Below are 20,577 nucleotides of genomic sequence, written 5' to 3' on the forward strand. Positions count from 1 at the left end.
CCGCTCGTGCCGCCCGCCGGGTCAGCCCTTGGGCGCCTTCTTCTCCTCGGCGTCCTGGATCACGGCCTGGGCGACCTGCTGCATCGACATCCGCCGGTCCATCGAGGTCTTCTGGATCCACCGGAAGGCGGCCGGCTCGGTCAGCCCGTACTCCGTCTGCAGGATGGACTTGGCGCGGTCCACCAGCTTGCGGGTCTCCAGCCGCTGGGAGAGGTCCGCGACCTCCTTCTCCAGCTCCTTCAGCTCGGTGAACCGCGAGACGGCCATCTCGATCGCCGGGACGACGTCGCTCTTGCTGAACGGCTTGACCAGGTACGCCATCGCACCGGCGTCCCGAGCCCGCTCCACCAGGTCGCGCTGCGAGAACGCGGTCAGCATCAGGACGGGGGCGATGCGCTCCTCGGCGATCTTCTCGGCCGCCGAGATGCCGTCCAGCTTCGGCATCTTCACGTCCAGGATCACCAGGTCGGGCCGGTGCTCACGGGCCAGCTCGACGGCCTGCTCACCGTCACCGGCCTCGCCGACGACGGAGTACCCCTCCTCCTCCAGCATCTCTTTCAGATCCAGCCGGATGAGCGCCTCGTCCTCGGCGATGACGACACGGGTCGTCAGCGGAGGCACGTGCGACTTGTCGTCATCGGGCACGTCGACGGGCTGGGGCGACTCGGGGGCGGTCACGTGGGCTCCTTGTTACGGGCCGGGCAGTACTGCTGCCTATGCAGCCTACCCAGAGGCGGTGACGGACGAGGACCCGGTACACTTCTCAGCGGTTACCCGGCCAGCCCGGTTGGAGGAACTGGTCAGACTCGCGGCACTCAAAATGCCGTGCCCTTTGGGCATGTGGGTTCGAATCCCACACCGGGCACACAGACACAAAGCGGAAGGTCACGTTCGCGTGATCTTCCGCTTTTCGGTGTACGCCCTCACGCCCGGCGGCCCACCCTGGTCGCATGATCTTCCACGGCGTCGAAGTACGACAGAGGGCCCTCGACCTGCTGCGCGGCGGTGTACCGAACTCCGCTGTCGCCCGGCAACTGAACGTGCCCCTGGGCACGGTCGGCTACTGGAAGCACAGGGACCTCGCCGAGCGAGGCGCGTGTCCGGGCAGGCCCGATCCGCCCTGCCCGAGGTGCGACGGGCGGGGACTGGACGAGCCCGCGTACAGCTACCTGCTGGGCCTCTACCTCGGCGACGGGCACATCAGCCACTACTCGGCACACCGCGTACCCAATCTCATGATCACCTGCTCGGACTCATGGCCGGGGCTCATGGACGACTGCGAGAACGCGATGCGGGCTGTCTTCCCGGACAACTCGGTCTGCCGCGTGCGGCGGACCGGCTGCCACAACGTGAAGGTCTACTCGAAGCACCTGCACTGCCTCTTCCCGCAGCACGGCCCCGGCAAGAAGCACGAGCGGCGGATCGTTCTCGAACCCTGGCAGCAGACGATCGTCGACGCCCACCCCTGGGAGTTCGTCCGGGGGCTGATCCACTCCGACGGCTGCCGGATCACCAACTGGACGACCCGGCTCGTCGGCGGCGAGCGGAAGCGCTACGAGTATCCGCGGTACTTCTTCACCAACGTGTCCGACGACATCCGCCGCCTCTACACCGACACCCTCGACACGCTCGGCATCGAGTGGACCCACTGCACACGCCACGGAAACCCCTACAACATCTCCGTCGCCCGCAAAGCCTCCGTCGCTCTCATGGATGCGCATGTGGGGCCGAAGTGCTGATCAGTCCTCGCCGATCCGGTGCACCCGGACCAGGTTGGTCGTGCCCGGCATCCCGGGCGGGGAGCCCGCCGTGATGATCACGGTGTCCCCCGGGCGGCACCGCCCGTAGCGGAGGAGGAGTTCGTCGACCTGGGCGACCATCGCGTCGGTGGAGTCGACGTGCGGGCCGAGGAAGGTCTCCACGCCCCAGGTGAGGTTGAGCTGGGAGCGGGTGGAGGGGACGGGGGTGAAGGCGAGCAGCGGGATGGGTGAGCGGTAGCGGGAGAGGCGGCGGGCGGTGTCGCCGGACTGGGTGAAGGCGACCAGGTACTTGGCGCCGAGGAAGTCGCCGATCTCGGCCGCGGCGCGGGCGACCGCGCCGCCCTGGGTGCGGGGTTTGGTGCGGTCGGTGAGCGGCGGGAGCCCGGCGGCCAGGAGGTCCTCCTCCGCCGCCTCGATGATGCGGGCCATGGTGCGGACGGTGTCGACGGGGTGCTTGCCGACGCTGGTCTCGCCGGAGAGCATCACGGCGTCGGTGCCGTCGAGCACGGCGTTGGCGACGTCGGAGGCTTCCGCGCGGGTCGGCCGGGCGTTGTCGATCATCGAGTCGAGCATCTGGGTGGCGACGATGACCGGTTTGGCGTTCCGTTTGGCGAGTTTGACGGCGCGTTTCTGGACGATGGGGACCTGTTCCAGCGGCATTTCGACGCCGAGGTCACCGCGGGCGATCATGATGCCGTCGAAGGCGGCGACGATGTCCTCGATGTCCTCGACCGCCTGGGGTTTCTCGATCTTGGCGATGACGGGGAGGCGGCGGCCCTCCTCGTCCATGACGCGGTGGACGTCGAGGATGTCGCGTCCGCTGCGGACGAAGGAGAGGGCGATGACGTCGAAGCCGGTGCGCAGGGCCCAGCGCAGGTCGTCCTCGTCCTTCTTGGCGAGGGCGGGGACGGAGACCGCGACGCCGGGGAGGTTGAGGCCCTTGTGGTCGGAGACCATGCCGCCCTCGACGACGCGGGTGCGGACGCGGGGGCCGTCGACGGCGGTGACCTCCAGGCAGACCTTGCCGTCGTCGACGAGGACGCGTTCGCCGGGGGTGACGTCGGCGGCGAGGCCGGCGTAGGTGGTGCCGCAGCCGGTGCGGTCGCCCTCGGCGCCTTCTTCGACGGTGAGGGTGAAGTCGTCGCCGGGTTCGAGGAGTACGGGTCCTTCGGTGAAGGTGCCGAGCCGGATCTTGGGGCCCTGGAGGTCGGCGAGGAGGCCGACGCTGCGGCCGGTCTCGTCGGATGCCTTGCGGACGCGCCGGTAGCGCTCCTCGTGTTCGGCGTGGTCGCCGTGGCTGAGGTTGCAGCGGGCGATGTCCATGCCGGCCTCGACCAGTGCTTTGATCCGGTCGTAGGAGTCGGTGGCGGGTCCCAGGGTGCAGACGATTCTGGCTCGGCGCATGGGACGAGCCTATGACTTACCGGCGGGTAGAGATTCGGGGGCGCGTGTCGCCCCAACGTCCTTTGGGTGAAGCCCTTTTGACGGGATTCGAACGGGTGGGCCGGGGGGCGGGTCGCCGGGGCGTCCGGGGGTCGCGTCACCGGATCGCAACCTGGGGGGTCTGTCGCCGGTGGTCCGCGGCGGCCAGAATCTACGCGCGTTACCCATGCGGGTCGTGATGTCCGTCGTCGAGGAGAGTCAGTCATGCCGTTGAACCGCCGGAAGTTTCTGCACAGGTCCGCCGTGACGGGGGCGGGGGTGGCGCTGGCGGGTGCGGCGGCGGCGCCGGCGGCCGAGGCGCGCTCCGGTCCCGGGGGCCGGAAGGCGAAGCGGTACGCGCTGACGGTGCTGGGCACGACCGATCTGCACGGGCACGTCTTCAACTGGGACTACTTCAAGGACGCGGAGTACACCGACGGCGCGGGCAACGCGCAGGGCCTGGCGCGGATCTCCACGCTGGTGAACCAGGTCCGTGCGGAGCGGGGCCGGGAGAACACGCTGCTGCTGGACGCCGGTGACACGATTCAGGGCACGCCGTTGACGTACTACTACGCGAAGGTGGACCCGATCACCGCCGAGGGCGGGCCGGTGCATCCGATGGCGCGGGCGATGAACGCGATCGGGTACGACGCGGTGGCGCTGGGCAACCACGAGTTCAACTACGGGATCGAGACGCTGCGGAAGTTCGAGGAGCAGTGCCGTTTCCCGCTGCTGGGCGCGAACGCGGTGGACGCGAGGACGCTGCGGCCGGCCTTCCCGCCGTACTTCATGAAGACGTTCCGGGTGCCGGGGGCGCCGCCGGTGAAGGTGGCGGTGCTGGGGTTGACCAATCCCGGCATCGCGATCTGGGACAAGGCGTTGGTGCAGGGCAGGCTGGCGTTCCCGGGGCTGGAGGAGCAGGCGGCGAAGTGGGTGCCGAAGCTGCGGTCGATGGGCGCGGACGTGGTGGTGGTGTCGGCGCACTCGGGGACGTCGGGGACGTCGTCGTACGGCGACCAGGTGCCGTACGTGGAGAACGCGGCGGCGGAGGTGGCCCGCCGGGTGCCGGGCATCGACGCGATCCTGGTGGGTCACGCGCACCAGGAGATCGCGGAGTTGAAGGTGGTCAATGAGGAGACGGGGCGGACGGTGGTGCTGTCGGAGCCGCTGTGCTACGCGGAGCGGCTGACGCTGTTCGACTTCTCGCTGGTGTTCGAGAAGGGGCGGTGGCGGGTCGAGTCGGTGCGGGCGTCGCTGCGGGACTCGGCGGCGGTCGAGGACGACCCGCGGATCACCAGGCTGCTGTCGGAGGAGCACGCGAAGGTGGTGGCGTACGTCAATCAGGTCGTGGGCACGGCGACCGAGACGCTGACGACGGTGGCCGCGCGGTACACGGACGCGCCGGTGATCGACCTGATCACGAAGGTGCAGGAGGACGTGGTCCGGGCGGCGCTGGCGGGTACGGAGTACGCGGCGCTGCCGGTGCTGGCGCAGGCGTCGCCGTTCTCGCGGACCTCCGAGATTCCGGCGGGCGAGGTGACGATCCGGGATCTGTCGGGTCTGTACGTGTACGACAACACGCTGGTGGCGAAGGTGCTGACGGGTGCGCAGGTGCGGGCGTACCTGGAGTACTCGGCGGAGTACTACGCGCAGGTCCCGGTGGGGGCGGCGGTGGACGTGGAGAGGTTGACGAACGCGGGTGGCCGGCCGGACTACAACTACGACTATGTGTCGGGGCTGACGTACGAGATCGACATCGCGCGGCCGGCCGGGTCGCGGATCCGGAATCTGGCGTACGGGGGTGTGCCGCTGGACGACGGGCAGCGGTTCGTGCTGGCGGTGAACAACTACCGGGCCAATGGCGGTGGGGCGTTTCCGCATGTGGCGTCGGCGCCGGAGGTGTGGTCGGAGTCGACGGAGATCCGGACCCGGATCGCGGAGTGGGTGACGGCGAAGGGGGTGCTGGATCCGGCGGACTTCGCGTCGGTGGACTGGCGGTTGACGCGGGACGGTGTGCCGGTGTTCTAGCCGGTGGGCCGGGGGTGAGCCGTTTCAGATGCCGTCCGCGAGCGGGGTGAGGACGCGTGCCTCGCGGGCGGTCGGCGTCTGGGGCGGGGGCTGTTCGAGGCCGAAGGTGGTGAAGGCGGTGCGGCGGGGCAGGGGGTAGGGCTCGGTGCCGGTGAGGGTGTTGAGGATGGTGGCGCTGCGCCAGGCGGCGAGGCCGAGGTCGGGGGTGCCGACGCCGTGGGTGTGGGTCTCGGCGTTCTGGACGAAGATCTGGCAGCCGGCGGCCTTGATCCGGGGGTCGAGGACGAGGCGGAAGCGGTGGTCGACGCGGGGGCGGCCGTGGTGGTCGCGGCGGAGGTAGGGGTCGAGGCCGGCGAGGAGGCGGTCGAGGGGGCGTTCGCGGTAGCCGGTGGCGAGGACGACGGCGTCGGTGGTGAGGCGGGTGCGGGTGTTCTGTTCGGTGTGTTCGAGGTGGAGTTCGACCTTGGTGGTGGTGACGCGGCCGGCGGTGCGGACCAGGACGCCGGGGGTGAGGACGGTGTCGGGCCAGCTTCCGTGCAGGGTGCGGCGGTAGAGCTCGTCGTGGATGGCGGCAAGGGTGCCGGCGTCGACGGCCTTGTGGAGCTGCCACTGGGCGGGGACGAGGCGGTCGCGGACGGGTCCGGGCAGGGCGTGGAAGTAGCGGGTGTAGTCGGGGGTGAAGTGCTCCAGGCCGAGTTTGGAGTACTCCATGGGGGCGAGGGCGGGGGTGCGGCCGAGCCAGTGCAGGCGTTCGCGGCCGGCCGGGCGGTGGCGGAGCAGGTCGAGGAAGATCTCGGCGCCGGACTGGCCGGTGCCGATGACGGTGACGTGGCCGGCGGTGAGCAGGTCGGCGCGGTGGTCGAGGTAGTCGGCGGCGTGCAGGACGGGGACGGCGGGGTTGTCGACGAGGGGCCGCAGCGGGTCGGGGACGTGGGGCTCGGTGCCGGTGCCGAGGACGAGGTGGCGGGTGTGGGTGCGGCCGGGGGTCCCGGGCCGGCCGTCGGGGTGGAGGCGGGTGTGGTCGACCTCGAACAGGGCGCGGTCGGGGTGGAAGCGGACGGCGTCGACCCGGTGGCCGAAGCGGAGGGCGGGGAGGTGCTCGGCGACCCAGCGGCAGTAGGCGTCGTACTCGGCGCGCTGGATGTGGAAGCGTTCGGCGAAGTAGAAGGGGTAGAGGCGTTCGCGTTCTTTGAGGTAGTTGAGGAAGCTCCAGGGGCTGGCGGGGTCGGCGAGGGTGACGAGGTCGGCGAGGAAGGGGACCTGGAGGCGGGCGCCGTCGATGAGCAGGCCGGGGTGCCAGTGGAAGGCGGGGCGCTGGTCGTAGAAGACGGTGTCGAGGCCGTCGAGGGGGTGGGCGAGGGCGGCCAGGGAGAGGTTGAACGGGCCGATGCCGATGCCGACCAGGTCGCGGGGGGTGTCGTCGTTCATCGGGGGGTGTGTCCTTCCACGAGGTCGAGGAGGGCGGCCAGGTCCTCGGGCCGGGTGTGCGGGTTGAGGAGGGTGGCCTTGAGCCAGAGGCGGCCGTCGAGGCGGGCCCGGCCGAGGACGGCGTGTCCTTCGGTGAGCAGGGTCCGGCGGACGGCGGCGACGGTGGGGTCGGGGGCGCCGGCGGGCCGGAACAGGACGGTGCTGAGGGCGGGCGGGGCGTGCAGGTGGAGGCCGGGGCGGGCGGTGACGCGGGCGGCGAGGTCCTGGGCGAGGTCGCAGACGCGGTCGATGAGGGCGCCGAGTCCGGTGCGGCCGAGGGTCTTGAGGGTGACGGCGATCTTGAGGATGTCGGGGCGGCGGCTGGTGCGCGGGGAGCGGCCGAGCAGGTCGGGCAGGCCGGCGTCGGTGTCGTCGGCGGCGCTGAGGTAGTCGGCGCGCTGGCGCAGGGCGGTGAGGCGGGCGGGGTCGCGGACGGTGAGGAGGCCGGCGGCGATGGGCTGCCAGCCGGTCTTGTGCAGGTCGAGGGCGACGGTGTCGGCGGTGTCGAGGCCGGTGAGGCGGGTCCGGTGCCGGGCGCTGAACAGCAGGCCGCCGCCGTAGGCCGCGTCGATGTGCAGCCGGGCGCCGTGGGCGGCGCAGCGGGCGGCGATCTCGGGCAGCGGGTCGATGAGGCCGGCGTCGGTGGTGCCGGCGGTGGCGGCGACGAGGTGGGGGCCGGGGGTGTCGCGCAGGGCGTGGTCGAGGGCGTCGGGGTCGAGGCGGCCGGCCGGGGCGGGGACGGTGACGGGGTCGGGCAGGCCGTAGAGCCAGGCGGCGCGGGGCAGCGAGTGGTGGGCGTTGGTGCCGTGCACGAGGCGCAGGCCGGGTCCGTGGTCCTCGCGGGCGAGGAGGACGGCGAGCTGGTTGGATTCGGTGCCGCCGGTGGTGACGAGGGCGTCGGCGGCGCCGGTCTCGTGGGCGAGGGCGCGGGTGACGAGGGCTTCCAGGGCGGAGGCGGCGGGGGCCTGGTCCCAGGAGTCGAGGGAGGGGTTGAGGGCGCTGGCGGCGAGGTCGGCGGCGGTGGCGACGGCGAGCGGCGGTCCGTGCAGGTGGCCGGCGCACAGGGGGTGGGCGGGGTCGGCGGCGCCGGCGGCGAGGGCGGTGACGAGGGTGCGCAGGGCGTCGGGGTCGCCGTGGTCGGGGAGGATGTCGCCGAGGGCGTGGCGGAGCTGTGCGGCGACGGTGTGCGGGCCGCCGGCCGGGAGCGGGCCGCGGCGGGCGGCCGTGCCGGTGCGCAGGGCGTCGAGGACGGTGTCGAGCAGGGGCCGCAGGGCGTCGGGGCCGTCGGGGCCCGAGGCGAGGGGTGGCGGGGCACTCATGGGTTCCTCCCGGGCGCGGGACGGGGGCCGCGTCCGGAAGGCCCAACGAGCGGTACCCGAATGGGGGCACTGTCGTGCGGGGAAAATGTGTCGGAGGGGGTGTAGGCTTCGGCCGGTTTCCGCCGGGCGGGCTCCCGTGCGGGTCGCCCGCGCCCCCTGAGGCGCGCGGGGAACCGCCCGAGCGACCACGGATCACCCGCGGCCGCCCCGCGCGGCGGGGGGTCACTCCCCGTGCGGAGCTTCCGCCGGGCGGGCTCCCGGGTCACTCCCCGTGCGGGAGCTTCCGCCGGGCGGTCTCCTACGCGGGTCGCCCGCGCGCCCCGAGGGGCGCGGGGAACTGCGCGAGCGACCACCGATCACCCGCAGCCGCCCCGCGCGGCAGGAGTCACTCCCCGTACGGGGATTCCGCCGGGCGAGCTCCCACGCGGGACGCCCGCGCCCCCCGAGGGGCGCGGGGAACTGCGCGAGCGACCACCGATCACCCGCAGCCGCCCCGCGCGGCAGAAGTCACTCCCCGTGCGCCTCCCGTACCCGCAGTGCGCGGCGCAGGTCGTCCAGTTCGTCGGTGAGGCGGCGGCGCAGGGACGGGACGGGGTCGGCGTCGCGCAGGCACTCCTCGCCGAGGCGGAGGGTGTCGGGGTCGACGGCGTGGGCGGGGAACGCCCAGCGGCCGGCCGCGTCGGCGATGGCGGGGCCGCGGCGGGCGGCGACGGCGACGGCGTCGGTGAAGTACCGGGGGACGTACGCGCGTACCAGGTCGGCCTGTTCCGGCTGCCAGAAGCCCTGGGCGGTGGCGGTGAACAGGTAGTTGGACAGGTCGTCGGAGTCGAACATGGCCGCCCAGGCGCGGGCCTTGGCCTCGGGGTCGGGCAGGGCGGCGCGGCAGCGGGCGGCGCCTTCCCGGCCGGCGGCGCTGGGGTCGCGGACGAGTTCGGCGGCGATGGCGGCCTCGTCGGTGGCGCCGAGGACGGCGAGCCGGGTGAGGATGCGCCAGCGCAGTTCGGGGTCGAGTTCGGGGCCGCCGGGGACGGTGCCGTCGGCGAGCCAGGCGGCGATGGTGTCGGGGCGGGTGGCGGTGGCGATGCGGTGGCGTACGGCGATCAGGCGGAGCCCGGGGTGGTCGCCGTCCTCGGTGCGGCGGACGATGTCGCGGCAGAGGCCGGTGAGGTCGGCGAGGGCGGCGGGCCGCTGTCCGGGGGTGAGGTAGCGGTCGGCGATGTGGGTGCCGGCGAAGGCGAGGACGCCCTGGACGAGGGCGAGGTCGGTCTCCTCGGGGAGGTGGGCGGTGGCGGTGGCCAGGTAGTCGCCGGGGGCGAGTTCGCCGTCGCGGACCATGTCGCGCAGGGCGTTCCACACCACGGTGCGGGTGAGGGCGTCGGGGAGCTGGGACAGGCCGCGCAGGGCGGTCTCCAGGGAGTGCTCGTCCAGGCGGATCTTGGCGTAGGTGTGGTCGAGGTCGTTGGGCAGGACGAGGGCGGGGCGGGTGCCGGGGCGGGTCTCGGGGGCGGCCTGGGGGACGTCCGTCTCGTAGCGTTCGCGCAGGACGAGGGTGCGGCCGTCGTTGAGGTCGCGGTCGTAGACGCCGATGGTGGCGCGGTGCGGGCGGCTGCCGTCGCGGTGCAGGGCGAGGGTCCAGGCGCCGGGGCGGGCGTCGACGGCCGCGGTGAGGGTGTCGACGCCGGTGGTGCGCAGCCAGGCGTCGGCCCAGGCGTGCACGTCGCGGTCGGTGGCGGCGGCCAGGGAGTCGAGGAAGTCGGCGAGGGCGGCGTTGCCGAACCGGTGCCGGGAGAAGTGGATGTTGATGCCGGCCAGGAAGTCCTTCTCGCCGAGCCAGGCCACCAGTTGGCGCAGGGCGGAGGCGCCCTTGGCGTAGGAGATGCCGTCGAAGTTGAGCAGGGCGGAGGCGGTGTCGGGGACGGCCTCGGGGGCGACGGGGTGGGTGGAGGGGCGCTGGTCGGCGTCGTAGCCCCAGGACTTGCGGGTGACGCCGAACTCGGTCCAGGAACCGGTGAAGCGGGTGGCCTCGGCGGTGGTCTGGTAGCCCATGTACTCGGCGAAGGACTCGTTGAGCCAGATGTCGTCCCACCAGGTGAGGGTGACGAGGTCGCCGAACCACATGTGGGCCATCTCGTGGGCGATGACCATGGCGCGGGTCTGGCGTTCGGTGTCGGTGACGGCGGAGCGGTAGACGAACTCGTCGCGGAAGGTGACCAGGCCGGGGTTCTCCATGGCGCCGGCGTTGAACTCGGGGACGAACGCCTGGTCGTAGGAGTCGAAGGGGTAGGGCTCGTCGAACTTCTCGTGGTAGCGGTCGAAGCAGGCGCGGGTGATGTCGAGGATCTCCTCGGCGTCGGCGTCCAGGTGGGGGGCGAGGGAGCGGCGGCAGTGCAGGCCGAAGGGCAGGCCGCGGTGCTCGGTGCGCACGGAGTGCCAGGGCCCGGCGGCGACGGCGACGAGGTAGGTGGAGATCCGGGGGGTGGGGGCGGCGGTCCAGTGGCCGTCGCCGGTGGGCTCGGTGATGCCGTTGGCGAGGACGGTCCAGCCTTCGGGGGCCTTGACGGTGAGGTCGAAGACGGCCTTGAGGTCGGGCTGGTCGAAGGCGGCGAAGACGCGCTGGACGTCGTCCATGAACATCTGGGTGTAAAGGTAGGTCTCGCCGTCGGCGGGGTCGGTGAAGCGGTGCATGCCCTCGCCGGTGCGGGAGTAGCGCATGGCGGCGTGGACGCTCAGCTCGTGCTCGCCGGCGGTGAGGCCCTTGAGCGGCAGCCGGTTGCCGTCGAGGGTGCCGGGGTCGAGGGGCTGTCCGTCGAGAGTGGCGGAGTGCAGTGCGGCGGGCTTGAGTTCGACGAAGGTGTCCGTGCCGGCCCGTGCCGTGAACCGGATGGTGGTACGGGAGTCGAAGGTGTCGTCGTCGCCGGTGAGATCGAGGGCGATCGCGTAGTGCTGGACATCGAGGAGCTGGGCACGGGTCTGCGCTTCGTCGCGCGTCAGTACGGACATGCGGGCCATGCTGCCCGATGCGGTGGGCGCGGCACAGGGGCGGGGTCCGGTACGGGGGTTATGTCCGGCCCCGGTGCAGTTGTTCGCGCTCCCCGGGGCGTTTTCCGGCGCACTCTGCGATGCGTTCCCCGGCGCGTTCCGGCGCGTGCGCCCCGCCTTGCGCCCCGTGCCGCTCCGGTGGGGCGGGCGCGTCGGGGTGGGGCAGGCCGGGGCGGGGCGCGTCCTGGGCGTGTGCGCGGGCGCGCAGGTCGCGCAGTTCCCGTTCGAGGGCGAGGCGGCGCTGGTGGGTGTCGTAGAGGTAGCGGACCTTGGTGCGCAGGATCCAGGGGTCCACGGGTTTGGCGATGAGGTCGGCGACGCCCAACTGGAAGGCGGCGGTGCTCAGGTGGTGGTCGATGCCGTAGCCGGTGAGCAGGAGCACCGGGATGTGCTGGGTCTGGGCGACCTTGCGCATGTAGCGGACCACGTCGAGGCCGCCGACGCCGGGCATCCGCACGTCCAGCAGGAGCAGTCCGACGTGGCCGCGCAGCACCTGCTTGAGCGCCTGGTCGCCGCTGGTGGCCCGGGTCAGGCGGTAGCCCAGCGGGGTGAGGGCGCTCTCCAGGGCGTAGAGGGTGTCCTCGTGGTCGTCGACGATGAGTATCCCGGCATCCGGCGGCATGGCCCGATGAGCCTCCCTCGTGCACGACCCGTACGGGTGGCGAGGAACCGGCGACGGCTGCCCGCCGGCCGGCTTGGGGGGTGCACAGCGCAGCATGCCCCGCGCACGCGCCGGTGTCACTCCCCCCTGCCGTCCGGGCGGGCGGCGGCGGCCGGATCAGTGCGGTGCGGGGCCCGTCGCGTGGCCGGTGTCCTCGGCGATCCGCTCGTGGTGTCTGATCACCTCGGCGATGATGAAGTTGAGGAACTTCTCGGCGAACGCCGGGTCGAGCCGGGCGCTCTCGGCCAGGGCGCGCAGCCGGGCGATCTGGCGGGCCTCGCGGTCGGGGTCGGCGGGCGGCAACTGGTGGCGGGCCTTGAGGTGGCCGACCTGCTGGGTGCACTTGAAGCGCTCGGCGAGCATGTGGACGACGGCCGCGTCGATGTTGTCGATGCTCTCGCGGAGCCGGGCGAGTTCCTCGCGGACGGCCGGGTCGACGGCATCGGTACCGGTGTTGCTGGTGGTCATGACGGGTCAGCCTACGGGCCGGGCCGCGGGGCGGGGAGTACCGTCTCACGGACCGGCGACGGTCCTTCGGCGCCGCCGTACAGTGGAGTCGGGTGCAGACGTCCCGGGGGTGGCGGCGTGGCGAACGACGGACCGGTCGAGCACGGCTACCCCCACCTGGAGACGGTGCGGGCCGCCGTCACCGCGCTGTACCGGCGACTGTCGTACGACAGCGTGCGGACCTTCCCGGTGAGCGTGGCCCCGGCGGACGTGGCGTTCTGCGACACCGACGACCTGCATCTGGGGGCGCAGCGGGTGGCGCGGGAGCTGGTGCGGCACTACCGGCTGCCGGACGCCCGGCTGATCGTCTCCTTCCGGGAGATGTCCCACGCGGCGAACGTGGAGCTGACGGCGGGCCCGGAGTACTTCGTGGAGCTGAACGACCGGTTCCGTACCCATCGCCGGGACATCGGCGCGGCCCTGGCGCACGAGGTGACGCATGTGTATCTGCACCGGCTGGGGCTGTCCTTCCCGGGGGTGCGGGACAACGAGATCCTGACGGACACGGTGACGACGTACCTGGGCGCGGGCTGGCTGCTGCTGGACGCCTACCGGGAGGACGCGGCGTCCTCGCAGAAGCTGGGGTATCTGACGCCGGAGGAGTTCGGGTACGTGCTGGCCAAGCGGGCGCTGGTGTTCGATGAGGACCCGTCGGTGTGGTTCACCAGTCCGCAGGCGTACACGGCGTATGTGCGGGGGCGGGAGCGGGCGCTGCTGGACGGGCGGCAGCCGCCGCTGACGGCGGCGGGCTGGGCGGGCCGGCGGCGCTACGCGCGCGACCGGCGGCACGCCCAGGACCGCGGCGCCGGGCCGGCCGGGGACGTGCCGTACGCGTTCACGCCGGACGGGCGGGGGCCGCTGCGGGTGTCGTTCCCGTGTCCGACCTGTCATCAGCGGATCCGGGTGCCGGTGCGGGGGCGGGTGCGGGCGCGGTGCGGGCTGTGCCGGACGGTGCTGGAGTGCGACACGTGACACCGGCCGGCGGGGTGGTGCGACGGCGCCCGCCCCGTCGTCCGGTCGGGGACAGGGGGCGGGCGCCGTCCGGTGTTCCGTACGCCGTTGTACGGGACAGTCGGGGGTGTGTCAGACCGCGAGGGCGCGGTCGGTCGGGCGGATCGGGGCGGGCAGGTCGCTGGCGCCGGTCAGGTAGCGGTCGACGCCCTTGGCGGCGGAGCGGCCCTCGGCGATCGCCCAGACGATGAGCGACTGGCCGCGGCCGGCGTCACCGGCGACGAACACGCCGGGCACGTTGGTCTGGAAGTCGGCGTCGCGGGCGATGTTGCCGCGCGCGTCCAGCTCCAGGCCGAACTGCTCGATGAGGCCGTTGTCCTTGTCGGGGCCGGTGAAGCCCATGGCGAGGGTGACCAACTGGGCCGGGATCTTCCGCTCGGTGCCGGGCTTCTGGACCAGCTTGCCGTCGGTGAACTCGACCTCGGTCATGTGCAGCCACTGGACGTTGCCGTCCTCGTCGCCCTCGAAGTGGGTGGTGGAGACGGAGTAGATCCGCTCGCCGCCCTCCTCGTGGGCCGAGGTGACCTTGTAGAGCATGGGGAAGGTCGGCCAGGGCTGGGTGAGCGGGTTCCGCTCGTCGCCCGGGCGGGGCATGATCTCCAGTTGCGTCACCGAGGCGGCGCCCTGGCGGTGGGCGGTGCCCACGCAGTCGGCGCCGGTGTCGCCGCCGCCGATGACGACGACGTGCTTGCCCTCGGCCGAGATCGGGGAGGTGACGTAGTCGCCCTCCTGGACCTTGTTGGCCAGCGGCAGGTACTCCATCGCCTGGTGGACGCCCTTGAGTTCGCGGCCGGGGACCGGCAGGTCGCGGGCGGTGGTCGAGCCGACGGCGATGACGACGGCGTCGTAGCGCTTCTTCAGGTCGGTGGCCTTCAGGTCGCGGCCGATCTCGACGCCGGTGCGGAACCGGGTGCCCTCCGCGCGCATCTGCTCGATACGGCGGTTGATGTGCCGCTTCTCCATCTTGAACTCGGGGATGCCGTACCGCAGCAGCCCGCCGATGCGGTCGGCGCGCTCGTAGACGGCGACGGTGTGGCCGGCCCGGGTGAGCTGCTGGGCGGCGGCGAGTCCGGCGGGGCCGGAGCCGATCACCGCGACCGTCTTGCCGGACAGGCGTTCGGGGATCTGGGGGGCGACGTCCCCGGTCTCCCACGCCTTGTCGATGATGGAGACCTCGACGTTCTTGATGGTCACCGGCGGCTGGTTGATGCCGAGCACGCACGCCGACTCGCAGGGCGCCGGGCAGAGCCGGCCGGTGAACTCGGGGAAGTTGTTGGTGGCGTGCAGCCGCTCGGAGGCGGCGGACCAGTCCTCGCGGTAGGCGTAGTCGTTCCACTCGGGGATCAGGTTCCCCAGCGGGCAGCCGTTGTGGCAGAACGGGATGCCGCAGTCCATGCAGCGGCTGGCCTGCTTGCTGATGATCGGCAGCAGGGAGCCGGGGACGTAGACCTCGTTCCAGTCCCGCACGCGCTCCTCGACGGGGCGGGACGCGGCGACCTCGCGGCCGTGGTTCAGAAAGCCCTTCGGGTCAGCCATTGATCGCCGCCTCCATCATCTTCTCGTGGGTCTCGGACTCGGAGAGTCCGGCTCGCTCGGCGGCGTCCTTGGCGGCGAGCACGGCCTGGTAGGTGCTGGGGATGATCTTCGTGAAGCGTTCGGCGGAGGCGGGCCAGTCGGCGAGCAGCTTGCCGGCGACGGTGGACCCGGTCTCCTCGGCGTGGCGGCGCACCACGTCGTGCAGCCACTGCTTGTCGGCGTCGTCCAGGGCGCGTACGGCGTCCAGGTTGCCGGCGTTGACGTTGTCCCGGTCGAGGTCGATGACGTAGGCGACACCGCCGGACATGCCGGCCGCGAAGTTGCGTCCGGTCTCGCCGAGGACGACGGCGTGGCCGCCGGTCATGTACTCGCAGCCGTGGTCGCCGACGCCCTCGGCGACGACGGTCGCGCCGGAGTTGCGGACGCAGAACCGCTCGCCGACCTTGCCGCGCAGGAACATCTCGCCGCCGGTGGCGCCGTAGCCGATGGTGTTGCCGGCGATGGTGGAGTACTCGGCGAGGTGGTCGGCGCCGCGGTCCGGGCGGACGATGATCCGGCCGCCGGACAGGCCCTTGCCGACATAGTCGTTGGCGTCGCCCTCCAGGCGCAGGGTGACGCCGCGGGGGACGAAGGCGCCGAAGGACTGGCCGGCGGAGCCGGTGAAGGTGATGTCGATGGTGTCGTCGGGCAGGCCCGCGCCGCCGAACTTCTTGGTCACCTCGTGGCCGAGCATGGTGCCGACCGTGCGGTTGATGTTGCGGATCGGGACCTGGGCGCGCACCGGCTGGGCCTCGGTGGCGCCGGAGGCGGCGAGCGCGTCGGCGGCGAGCTTGATCAGCTCGTTGTCGAGCGCCTTCTCCAGGCCGTGGTCCTGGACGGTGACCTGGTGGCGGACCGCGCCCTCGGGCAGCTCGGGCACGTGGAACAGCGGGGCCAGGTCCAGGCCCTGCGCCTTCCAGTGGTTCACCGCGCGGGTGACGTCGAGGGCCTCGGCGTGGCCGACGGCCTCCTCGATGGAGCGGAAGCCCAGCTCGGCGAGGATCTCGCGGACCTCCTCGGCGATGAACTTGAAGAAGTTCACCACGTACTCGGCCTTGCCGGAGAAGCGGTCGCGCAGCACCGGGTTCTGGGTGGCGATGCCGACCGGGCAGGTGTCGAGGTGGCAGACGCGCATCATGACGCAGCCGGAGACGACGAGCGGCGCGGTGGCGAAGCCGAACTCCTCGGCGCCGAGCAGCGCGGCGATGACCACGTCGCGGCCGGTCTTGAGCTGGCCGTCGGTCTGCACGACGATCCGGTCGCGCAGGCCGTTGAGCAGCAGGGTCTGCTGGGTCTCGGCCAGGCCCAGCTCCCAGGGGCCGCCCGCGTGCTTGAGCGAGGTGAGCGGGGAGGCGCCGGTGCCGCCGTCGTGACCGGAGATGAGCACGACGTCCGCGTGGGCCTTGGAGACGCCCGCGGCGACGGTGCCGACGCCGACCTCGGAGACCAGCTTGACGTGGATGCGCGCCTGGGGGTTGGCGTTCTTCAGGTCGTGGATGAGCTGGGCTAGGTCCTCGATGGAGTAGATGTCGTGGTGCGGCGGCGGCGAGATCAGGCCGACGCCCGGCGTGGAGTGCCGGGTCTTGGCGACCCACGGGTAGACCTTGTGGCCGGGCAACTGGCCGCCCTCGCCGGGCTTGGCGCCCTGGGCCATCTTGATCTGGATGTCGTCCGCGTTGACCAGGTACTCGGAGGTGACGCCGAAGCGGCCGGAGGCGACCTGCTTGATCGAGGAGCGGCGGGCCGGGTCGTACAGGCGCTCGGGGTCCTCGCCGCCCTCGCCGGTGTTGGACTTGCCGCCCAACTGGTTCATGGCGATGGCGAGGGTCTCGTGCGCCTCCTGGGAGATGGAGCCGTACGACATGGCGCCGGTGGAGAACCGCTTGACGATCTCGGAGACCGGCTCGACCTCGTCGAGCGGGATCGGCTGCCGGTCGGACTTGAAGCCGAACAGGCCGCGCAGCGTCATCAGCCGCTCGGACTGCTCGTTGACGCGCTCGGTGTACTTCTTGAAGATCTCGTACTTGCCGGAGCGGGTGGAGTGCTGGAGGCGGAAGACCGTCTCCGGGTCGAACAGGTGCGGCTCGCCCTCGCGGCGCCACTGGTACTCGCCGCCGATCTCCAGCGCCCGGTGCGCGGGCGCGATGCCGCTGGCCGGGTACGCCTTGGCGTGCCGGGCGGCGACCTCCTGGGCGATGACGTCGATGCCGACGCCGCCGATCTTGGTGGCGGTGCCGTTGAAGTACTTGGCGACGAAGTGCTCGTCCAGGCCGACGGCCTCGAAGACCTGGGCGCCGCGGTAGGAGGCGACGGTGGAGATGCCCATCTTGGACATGACCTTCAGCACGCCCTTGCCGAGGGCGTAGATCAGGTTCTTGATGGCCTTCTCTGGTTCGATGCCGGGCAGGAAGGTGCCGGCCCGGACCAGGTCCTCGACGGACTCCATCGCCAGGTAGGGGTTGACGGCGGCGGCGCCGTAGCCGATGAGCAGGGCGACGTGGTGGACCTCGCGGACGTCGCCGGCCTCGACCAGCAGGCCCACCTGGGTGCGCTGCTTGGTGCGGATGAGGTGGTGGTGGACGGCCGCGGTGAGCAGCAGCGACGGGATCGGGGCGTGCTCGGCGTCGGAGTGCCGGTCGGAGAGGACGATCAGCCGGGCGCCGTTGTCGATGGCGGCGTCGGCCTCGGCGCAGATCTCCTCGATGCGGGCGGCGAGGGCCTCGCCGCCGCCGTGCACCCGGTACAGGCCGGAGAGGGTGGCGGCCTTGAAGCCGGGCATGTCGCCGTCGGCGTTGATGTGGATGAGCTTGGCCAGCTCGTCGTTGTCGATCACCGGGAAGGGCAGCACGACGGTCCGGCAGGAGGCGGCGGTCGGCTCCAGCAGGTTGCCCTGGGGGCCCAGCGAGGAGCGCAGGGAGGTGACCAGTTCCTCGCGGATGGCGTCCAGCGGCGGGTTGGTGACCTGGGCGAAGAGCTGGGTGAAGTAGTCGAACAGCAGCCGGGGCCGCTCGGAGAGCGCGGCGATCGGGGAGTCGGTGCCCATGGAGCCGATCGGCTCGGCGCCGGCCTTGGCCATCGGCGCCAGGATGACGCGCAGCTCCTCCTCGGTGTACCCGAAGGTCTGCTGGCGGCGGGTGACCGAGGCGTGGGTGTGCACGATGTGCTCGCGCTCGGGCAGGTCGGACAGCTCGATCTCGCCGGCCTGCAGCCAGTCGGCGTACGGCTTCTCCGCGGCGAGGGCGGCCTTGATCTCGTCGTCCTCGATGATGCGGTGCTCGGCGGTGTCCACCAGGAACATGCGGCCGGGCTGGAGGCGGCCCTTGCGGACGACCTTGGCGGGGTCGATGTCGAGGACGCCGACCTCGGAGCCGAGGACGACCAGGCCGTCGTCGGTGACCCAGTAGCGGCCGGGGCGCAGGCCGTTGCGGTCGAGGACCGCGCCGACCTGGGTGCCGTCGGTGAAGGTGACGCAGGCCGGGCCGTCCCAGGGCTCCATCATCGTGGAGTGGAACTGGTAGAAGGCGCGGCGGGCCGGGTCCATGGAGTCGTGGTTCTCCCACGCCTCCGGGATCATCATCAGCACGGAGTGCGGCAGCGACCGCCCGCCGAGGTGGAGCAGCTCCAGGACCTCGTCGAAGGAGGCGGAGTCGGAGGCGTCGGGGGTGCAGATCGGGAAGATCCGGTCGATCTTCTCCTGGTCGCCGAAGAGGTCGGAGACGAGCTGGGACTCGCGGGCCGCCATCCAGTTGCGGTTGCCCTTGACCGTGTTGATCTCGCCGTTGTGGGCGACGAAGCGGTACGGGTGGGCGAGCGGCCAGGACGGGAAGGTGTTGGTGGAGAACCGGGAGTGCACCAGCGCGATCGCGGAGGCGAACCGGCGGTCGGACAGGTCCGGGAAGAAGGGCTCCAACTGGCCGGTGGTGAGCATGCCCTTGTAGACGATGGTCCGCGCGGACAGCGACGGGAAGTAGACCCCGGCCTCGCGCTCGGCGCGCTTGCGCAGCACGAACGCCCGGCGGTCCAGGGCGATGCCCTCCAAGGCCCCGTCGGTGACGAAGAGCTGGCGGAAGACCGGCATGGTCGAGCGGGCGGTGGCGCCGAGCAGCCCGGGGGCGACCGGGACCTCGCGCCAGCCGAGGACGGTCAGGCCCTCCTCGGACGCGATCGTCTCGATGCGCGAGACGGCGTCCTCGGTGCCGTCCTGCGGGAGGAAGGCGATGCCGACCGCGTAGCCGCCGGCGGCGGGCAGCTCGAATCCGGCCACCTCGCGGAAGAAGGCGTCCGGCACCTGGGAGAGGATGCCCGCGCCGTCGCCCGAGTCGGGCTCGGAGCCGGTGGCACCCCGGTGCTCCAGGTTGCGCAGCACGGTGAGGGCCTGGTCGACCAGCGTATGGGACGCCTCGCCGGTGAGAGTGGCGACGAAGCCGACGCCGCAGGCGTCGTGCTCGTTGCGGGGGTCGTACATACCCTGCGCAGCAGGGCGAGCATCCATGAACGACCAGTTTCGGCCATTCGCGGAGTGCTGGGACGGCTGGCGCGGCGTACGCATCGGCTCTCCCGTCGTCGTCATCTGGCATATGTACATGTGCCGAGGGACGACGCTGGCCCTCTGCGTGGCTACAAAATTTCGTGCAGGTTACATGATGGAGCGGTTCTCGGGAACCGGATACTTCGTTCCAACATGCGGACACCGCGGGGGTCGCGACGGGGGTTCCGCGCCCGGCGGTGGAAGGCTCTGGGGACCTCGGCGGACAGATCGATGCCCGTCGGTCCGGAAGGGCGGGAGGGGCGTCTTCGCCCGCCCCGCGGGTACGCCACGGGCCCCGTTGCCCGCAGCGCTTACGGCTCATGCCCGGCGGTCACGCCCTCGAAACCAACGAGTAACGGGTACTTATGCGGTCCCTCGCATAAGTCCGGGCCGGGCTATCCTACGGCCGTTCCGAACAGGTTGCCCAGGAGGTACGTCACACCGGCCGCCGCGCCGCCCAGCACCAACTGCCGCAGTCCGCTGAACCACCAACTGCGCGCCGTCACCTTCGCCACCACCGCGCCGGACAGGAACAGCCCCGCGAGCGCCACCAGCACCGCGGGCCACAGCGCGGTCGCGCCGAGCAGATAGGGCAGCACCGGCAGGACGGCGCCCAGCGCGAAGGAGCCGAACGAGGAGACGGCCGCGACGAGCGGCGAGGGCAGGTCGGAGGGGTCGATGCCCAGTTCCTCGCGGGCGTGTATCTCCAGCGCCCGCTCCGGGTCCCGGGACAACTGGCGGGCCACCTCGCGGGCCAGGCCGGGCTCGACGCCGCGCGCCTGGTAGAGGGCGGCCAGCTCGGCCTCCTCGTCCGCCGGGTGCCTGCGCAGCTCGCGGCGCTCGACGTCCAGTTCGGCCTCGACCAGCTCGCGCTGGGAGGCGACGGAGGTGTACTCGCCGGCGGCCATGGAGAAGGCGCCGGCGGCCAGGCCCGCCAGTCCGCTCAGCACCACGGTCTGCTGGCTGACGGCGCCGCCCGCGACACCGGTCATCAGGGCGAGGTTGGAGACCAGGCCGTCCATCGCGCCGAAGACCGCGGGGCGCAGCCAGCCGCCGTTGACATCCCGGTGGGTGTGGTTGTCGCGGTGCGCCTCGTGCAGCGCCGCTTCGGTCTCGATGATGGCCATGGAGGCTCCCCCAGCAGCTTCTTCAGCTTCTTTAGACGTATTCCACTTCTCGACAACATCGAATGTACGCCGCCCATTCCCTTCGCGCCAGCAAGGAAAGGCTGGGCTAACCTGCGGCTTTGCGCCGATTTGC

Annotated in this window: 13 protein-coding genes and 1 tRNA gene; 4 read left to right on the forward strand and 10 right to left on the reverse strand. The window is 72.0% G+C overall.

Translation table 11 applies throughout. The features are described from left to right. Positions 1–21: 21 nt before the first annotated feature. On the reverse strand, positions 22–678 hold the full coding sequence (locus IE316_RS32635; RefSeq protein WP_190208164.1) for an ANTAR domain-containing response regulator: 657 nt from the start codon (positions 676–678) through the stop codon (positions 22–24). Between the two features lie 103 nt (positions 679–781). Here IE316_RS32635 and IE316_RS32640 point away from each other — a divergent pair. Together IE316_RS32640 and IE316_RS32645 are read left to right on the forward strand one after the other, a co-directional pair. Beyond that, positions 782–865: transfer RNA gene (locus tag IE316_RS32640), tRNA-Leu, on the forward strand. Positions 866–950: 85 nt separating this feature from the next. Next, positions 951–1,739, forward strand: a complete 789-nt coding sequence (locus IE316_RS32645) for a helix-turn-helix domain-containing protein (protein ID WP_190208165.1) — start codon at positions 951–953, stop codon at positions 1,737–1,739. On the opposite strand, the gene pyk is transcribed toward IE316_RS32645, so the two are convergent. Then, on the reverse strand, positions 1,740–3,164 hold the full coding sequence (pyk, locus tag IE316_RS32650; RefSeq protein WP_190208166.1) for a pyruvate kinase: 1,425 nt from the start codon (positions 3,162–3,164) through the stop codon (positions 1,740–1,742). A gap of 243 nt (positions 3,165–3,407) precedes the next feature. On the opposite strand from pyk, the gene IE316_RS32655 reads away from it, so the two are divergent. After that, entirely contained in the window at positions 3,408–5,210 is a 1,803-nt protein-coding gene (locus tag IE316_RS32655) for a bifunctional metallophosphatase/5'-nucleotidase (protein ID WP_190208167.1), read from the forward strand. Positions 5,211–5,234: 24 nt separating this feature from the next. Here the strand turns inward: IE316_RS32655 and IE316_RS32660 are convergent, their stop codons facing one another. The 5 genes from IE316_RS32660 to IE316_RS32680 all read right to left on the reverse strand — a co-directional run bounded on the left by IE316_RS32660 (position 5,235) and on the right by IE316_RS32680 (position 12,164). Further along, positions 5,235–6,638, reverse strand: a complete 1,404-nt coding sequence (locus IE316_RS32660) for a lysine N(6)-hydroxylase/L-ornithine N(5)-oxygenase family protein (protein WP_190208168.1) — start codon at positions 6,636–6,638, stop codon at positions 5,235–5,237. Beyond that, positions 6,635–7,996 carry a pyridoxal phosphate-dependent decarboxylase family protein gene (locus IE316_RS32665; RefSeq protein WP_190208169.1) on the reverse strand — a complete coding sequence of 454 codons (1,362 nt, stop codon included), beginning with the start codon at positions 7,994–7,996 and terminating at the stop codon, positions 6,635–6,637. Before IE316_RS32665 ends, IE316_RS32660 begins: the two co-directional genes overlap by 4 nt. 507 nt (positions 7,997–8,503) lie before the next feature. After that, positions 8,504–11,005, reverse strand: a complete 2,502-nt coding sequence (gene pepN / locus IE316_RS32670; RefSeq protein WP_190208170.1) for an aminopeptidase N — start codon at positions 11,003–11,005, stop codon at positions 8,504–8,506. A 49-nt stretch (positions 11,006–11,054) separates the two neighbouring features. Next, positions 11,055–11,657, reverse strand: coding sequence for a response regulator (locus tag IE316_RS32675; RefSeq protein ID WP_190208171.1), 603 nt, complete (start codon positions 11,655–11,657; stop codon positions 11,055–11,057). A 156-nt stretch (positions 11,658–11,813) separates the two neighbouring features. Further along, positions 11,814–12,164, reverse strand: a complete 351-nt coding sequence (locus tag IE316_RS32680; protein WP_190208172.1) for a chorismate mutase — start codon at positions 12,162–12,164, stop codon at positions 11,814–11,816. 117 nt (positions 12,165–12,281) lie between these two features. On the opposite strand from IE316_RS32680, the gene IE316_RS32685 reads away from it, so the two are divergent. Beyond that, complete coding sequence (locus IE316_RS32685; RefSeq protein WP_190208173.1) at positions 12,282–13,175, forward strand: hypothetical protein; 894 nt, start codon at positions 12,282–12,284, stop codon at positions 13,173–13,175. Positions 13,176–13,286: 111 nt separating this feature from the next. On the opposite strand, the gene IE316_RS32690 is transcribed toward IE316_RS32685, so the two are convergent. The 3 genes from IE316_RS32690 to IE316_RS32700 form a co-directional block, all read right to left on the reverse strand. Next, positions 13,287–14,750, reverse strand: a complete 1,464-nt coding sequence (locus IE316_RS32690; RefSeq protein WP_190208174.1) for a glutamate synthase subunit beta — start codon at positions 14,748–14,750, stop codon at positions 13,287–13,289. Continuing rightward, positions 14,743–19,254, reverse strand: a complete 4,512-nt coding sequence (gltB, locus tag IE316_RS32695) for a glutamate synthase large subunit (RefSeq protein ID WP_190208175.1) — start codon at positions 19,252–19,254, stop codon at positions 14,743–14,745. Before gltB ends, IE316_RS32690 begins: the two co-directional genes overlap by 8 nt. A 458-nt stretch (positions 19,255–19,712) precedes the next feature. Continuing rightward, entirely contained in the window at positions 19,713–20,444 is a 732-nt protein-coding gene (locus IE316_RS32700; RefSeq protein ID WP_190208176.1) for a VIT1/CCC1 transporter family protein, read from the reverse strand. Positions 20,445–20,577: the final 133 nt, after the last annotated feature.

This window comes from Streptomyces fumanus, assembly GCF_014655295.1.
GTDB classification, from domain to species: Bacteria; Actinomycetota; Actinomycetes; order Streptomycetales; family Streptomycetaceae; genus Streptomyces; species Streptomyces fumanus.

What these genes read in the sequence shown, in the direction of transcription:
- IE316_RS32645 (WP_190208165.1), top strand. Translation starts at nt 951, where the DNA reads ATGATCTTCCACGGCGTCGAAGTACGACAGAGGGCCCTCGACCTGCTG.
- pyk (WP_190208166.1), bottom strand. Translation starts at nt 3,164, where the DNA reads ATGCGCCGAGCCAGAATCGTCTGCACCCTGGGACCCGCCACCGACTCC.
- IE316_RS32655 (WP_190208167.1), top strand. Translation starts at nt 3,408, where the DNA reads ATGCCGTTGAACCGCCGGAAGTTTCTGCACAGGTCCGCCGTGACGGGG.
- IE316_RS32660 (WP_190208168.1), bottom strand. Translation starts at nt 6,638, where the DNA reads ATGAACGACGACACCCCCCGCGACCTGGTCGGCATCGGCATCGGCCCG.
- IE316_RS32665 (WP_190208169.1), bottom strand. Translation starts at nt 7,996, where the DNA reads ATGAGTGCCCCGCCACCCCTCGCCTCGGGCCCCGACGGCCCCGACGCC.
- pepN (WP_190208170.1), bottom strand. Translation starts at nt 11,005, where the DNA reads ATGGCCCGCATGTCCGTACTGACGCGCGACGAAGCGCAGACCCGTGCC.
- IE316_RS32675 (WP_190208171.1), bottom strand. Translation starts at nt 11,657, where the DNA reads ATGCCGCCGGATGCCGGGATACTCATCGTCGACGACCACGAGGACACC.
- IE316_RS32680 (WP_190208172.1), bottom strand. Translation starts at nt 12,164, where the DNA reads ATGACCACCAGCAACACCGGTACCGATGCCGTCGACCCGGCCGTCCGC.
- IE316_RS32690 (WP_190208174.1), bottom strand. Translation starts at nt 14,750, where the DNA reads ATGGCTGACCCGAAGGGCTTTCTGAACCACGGCCGCGAGGTCGCCGCG.
- gltB (WP_190208175.1), bottom strand. Translation starts at nt 19,254, where the DNA reads ATGTACGACCCCCGCAACGAGCACGACGCCTGCGGCGTCGGCTTCGTC.
- IE316_RS32700 (WP_190208176.1), bottom strand. Translation starts at nt 20,444, where the DNA reads ATGGCCATCATCGAGACCGAAGCGGCGCTGCACGAGGCGCACCGCGAC.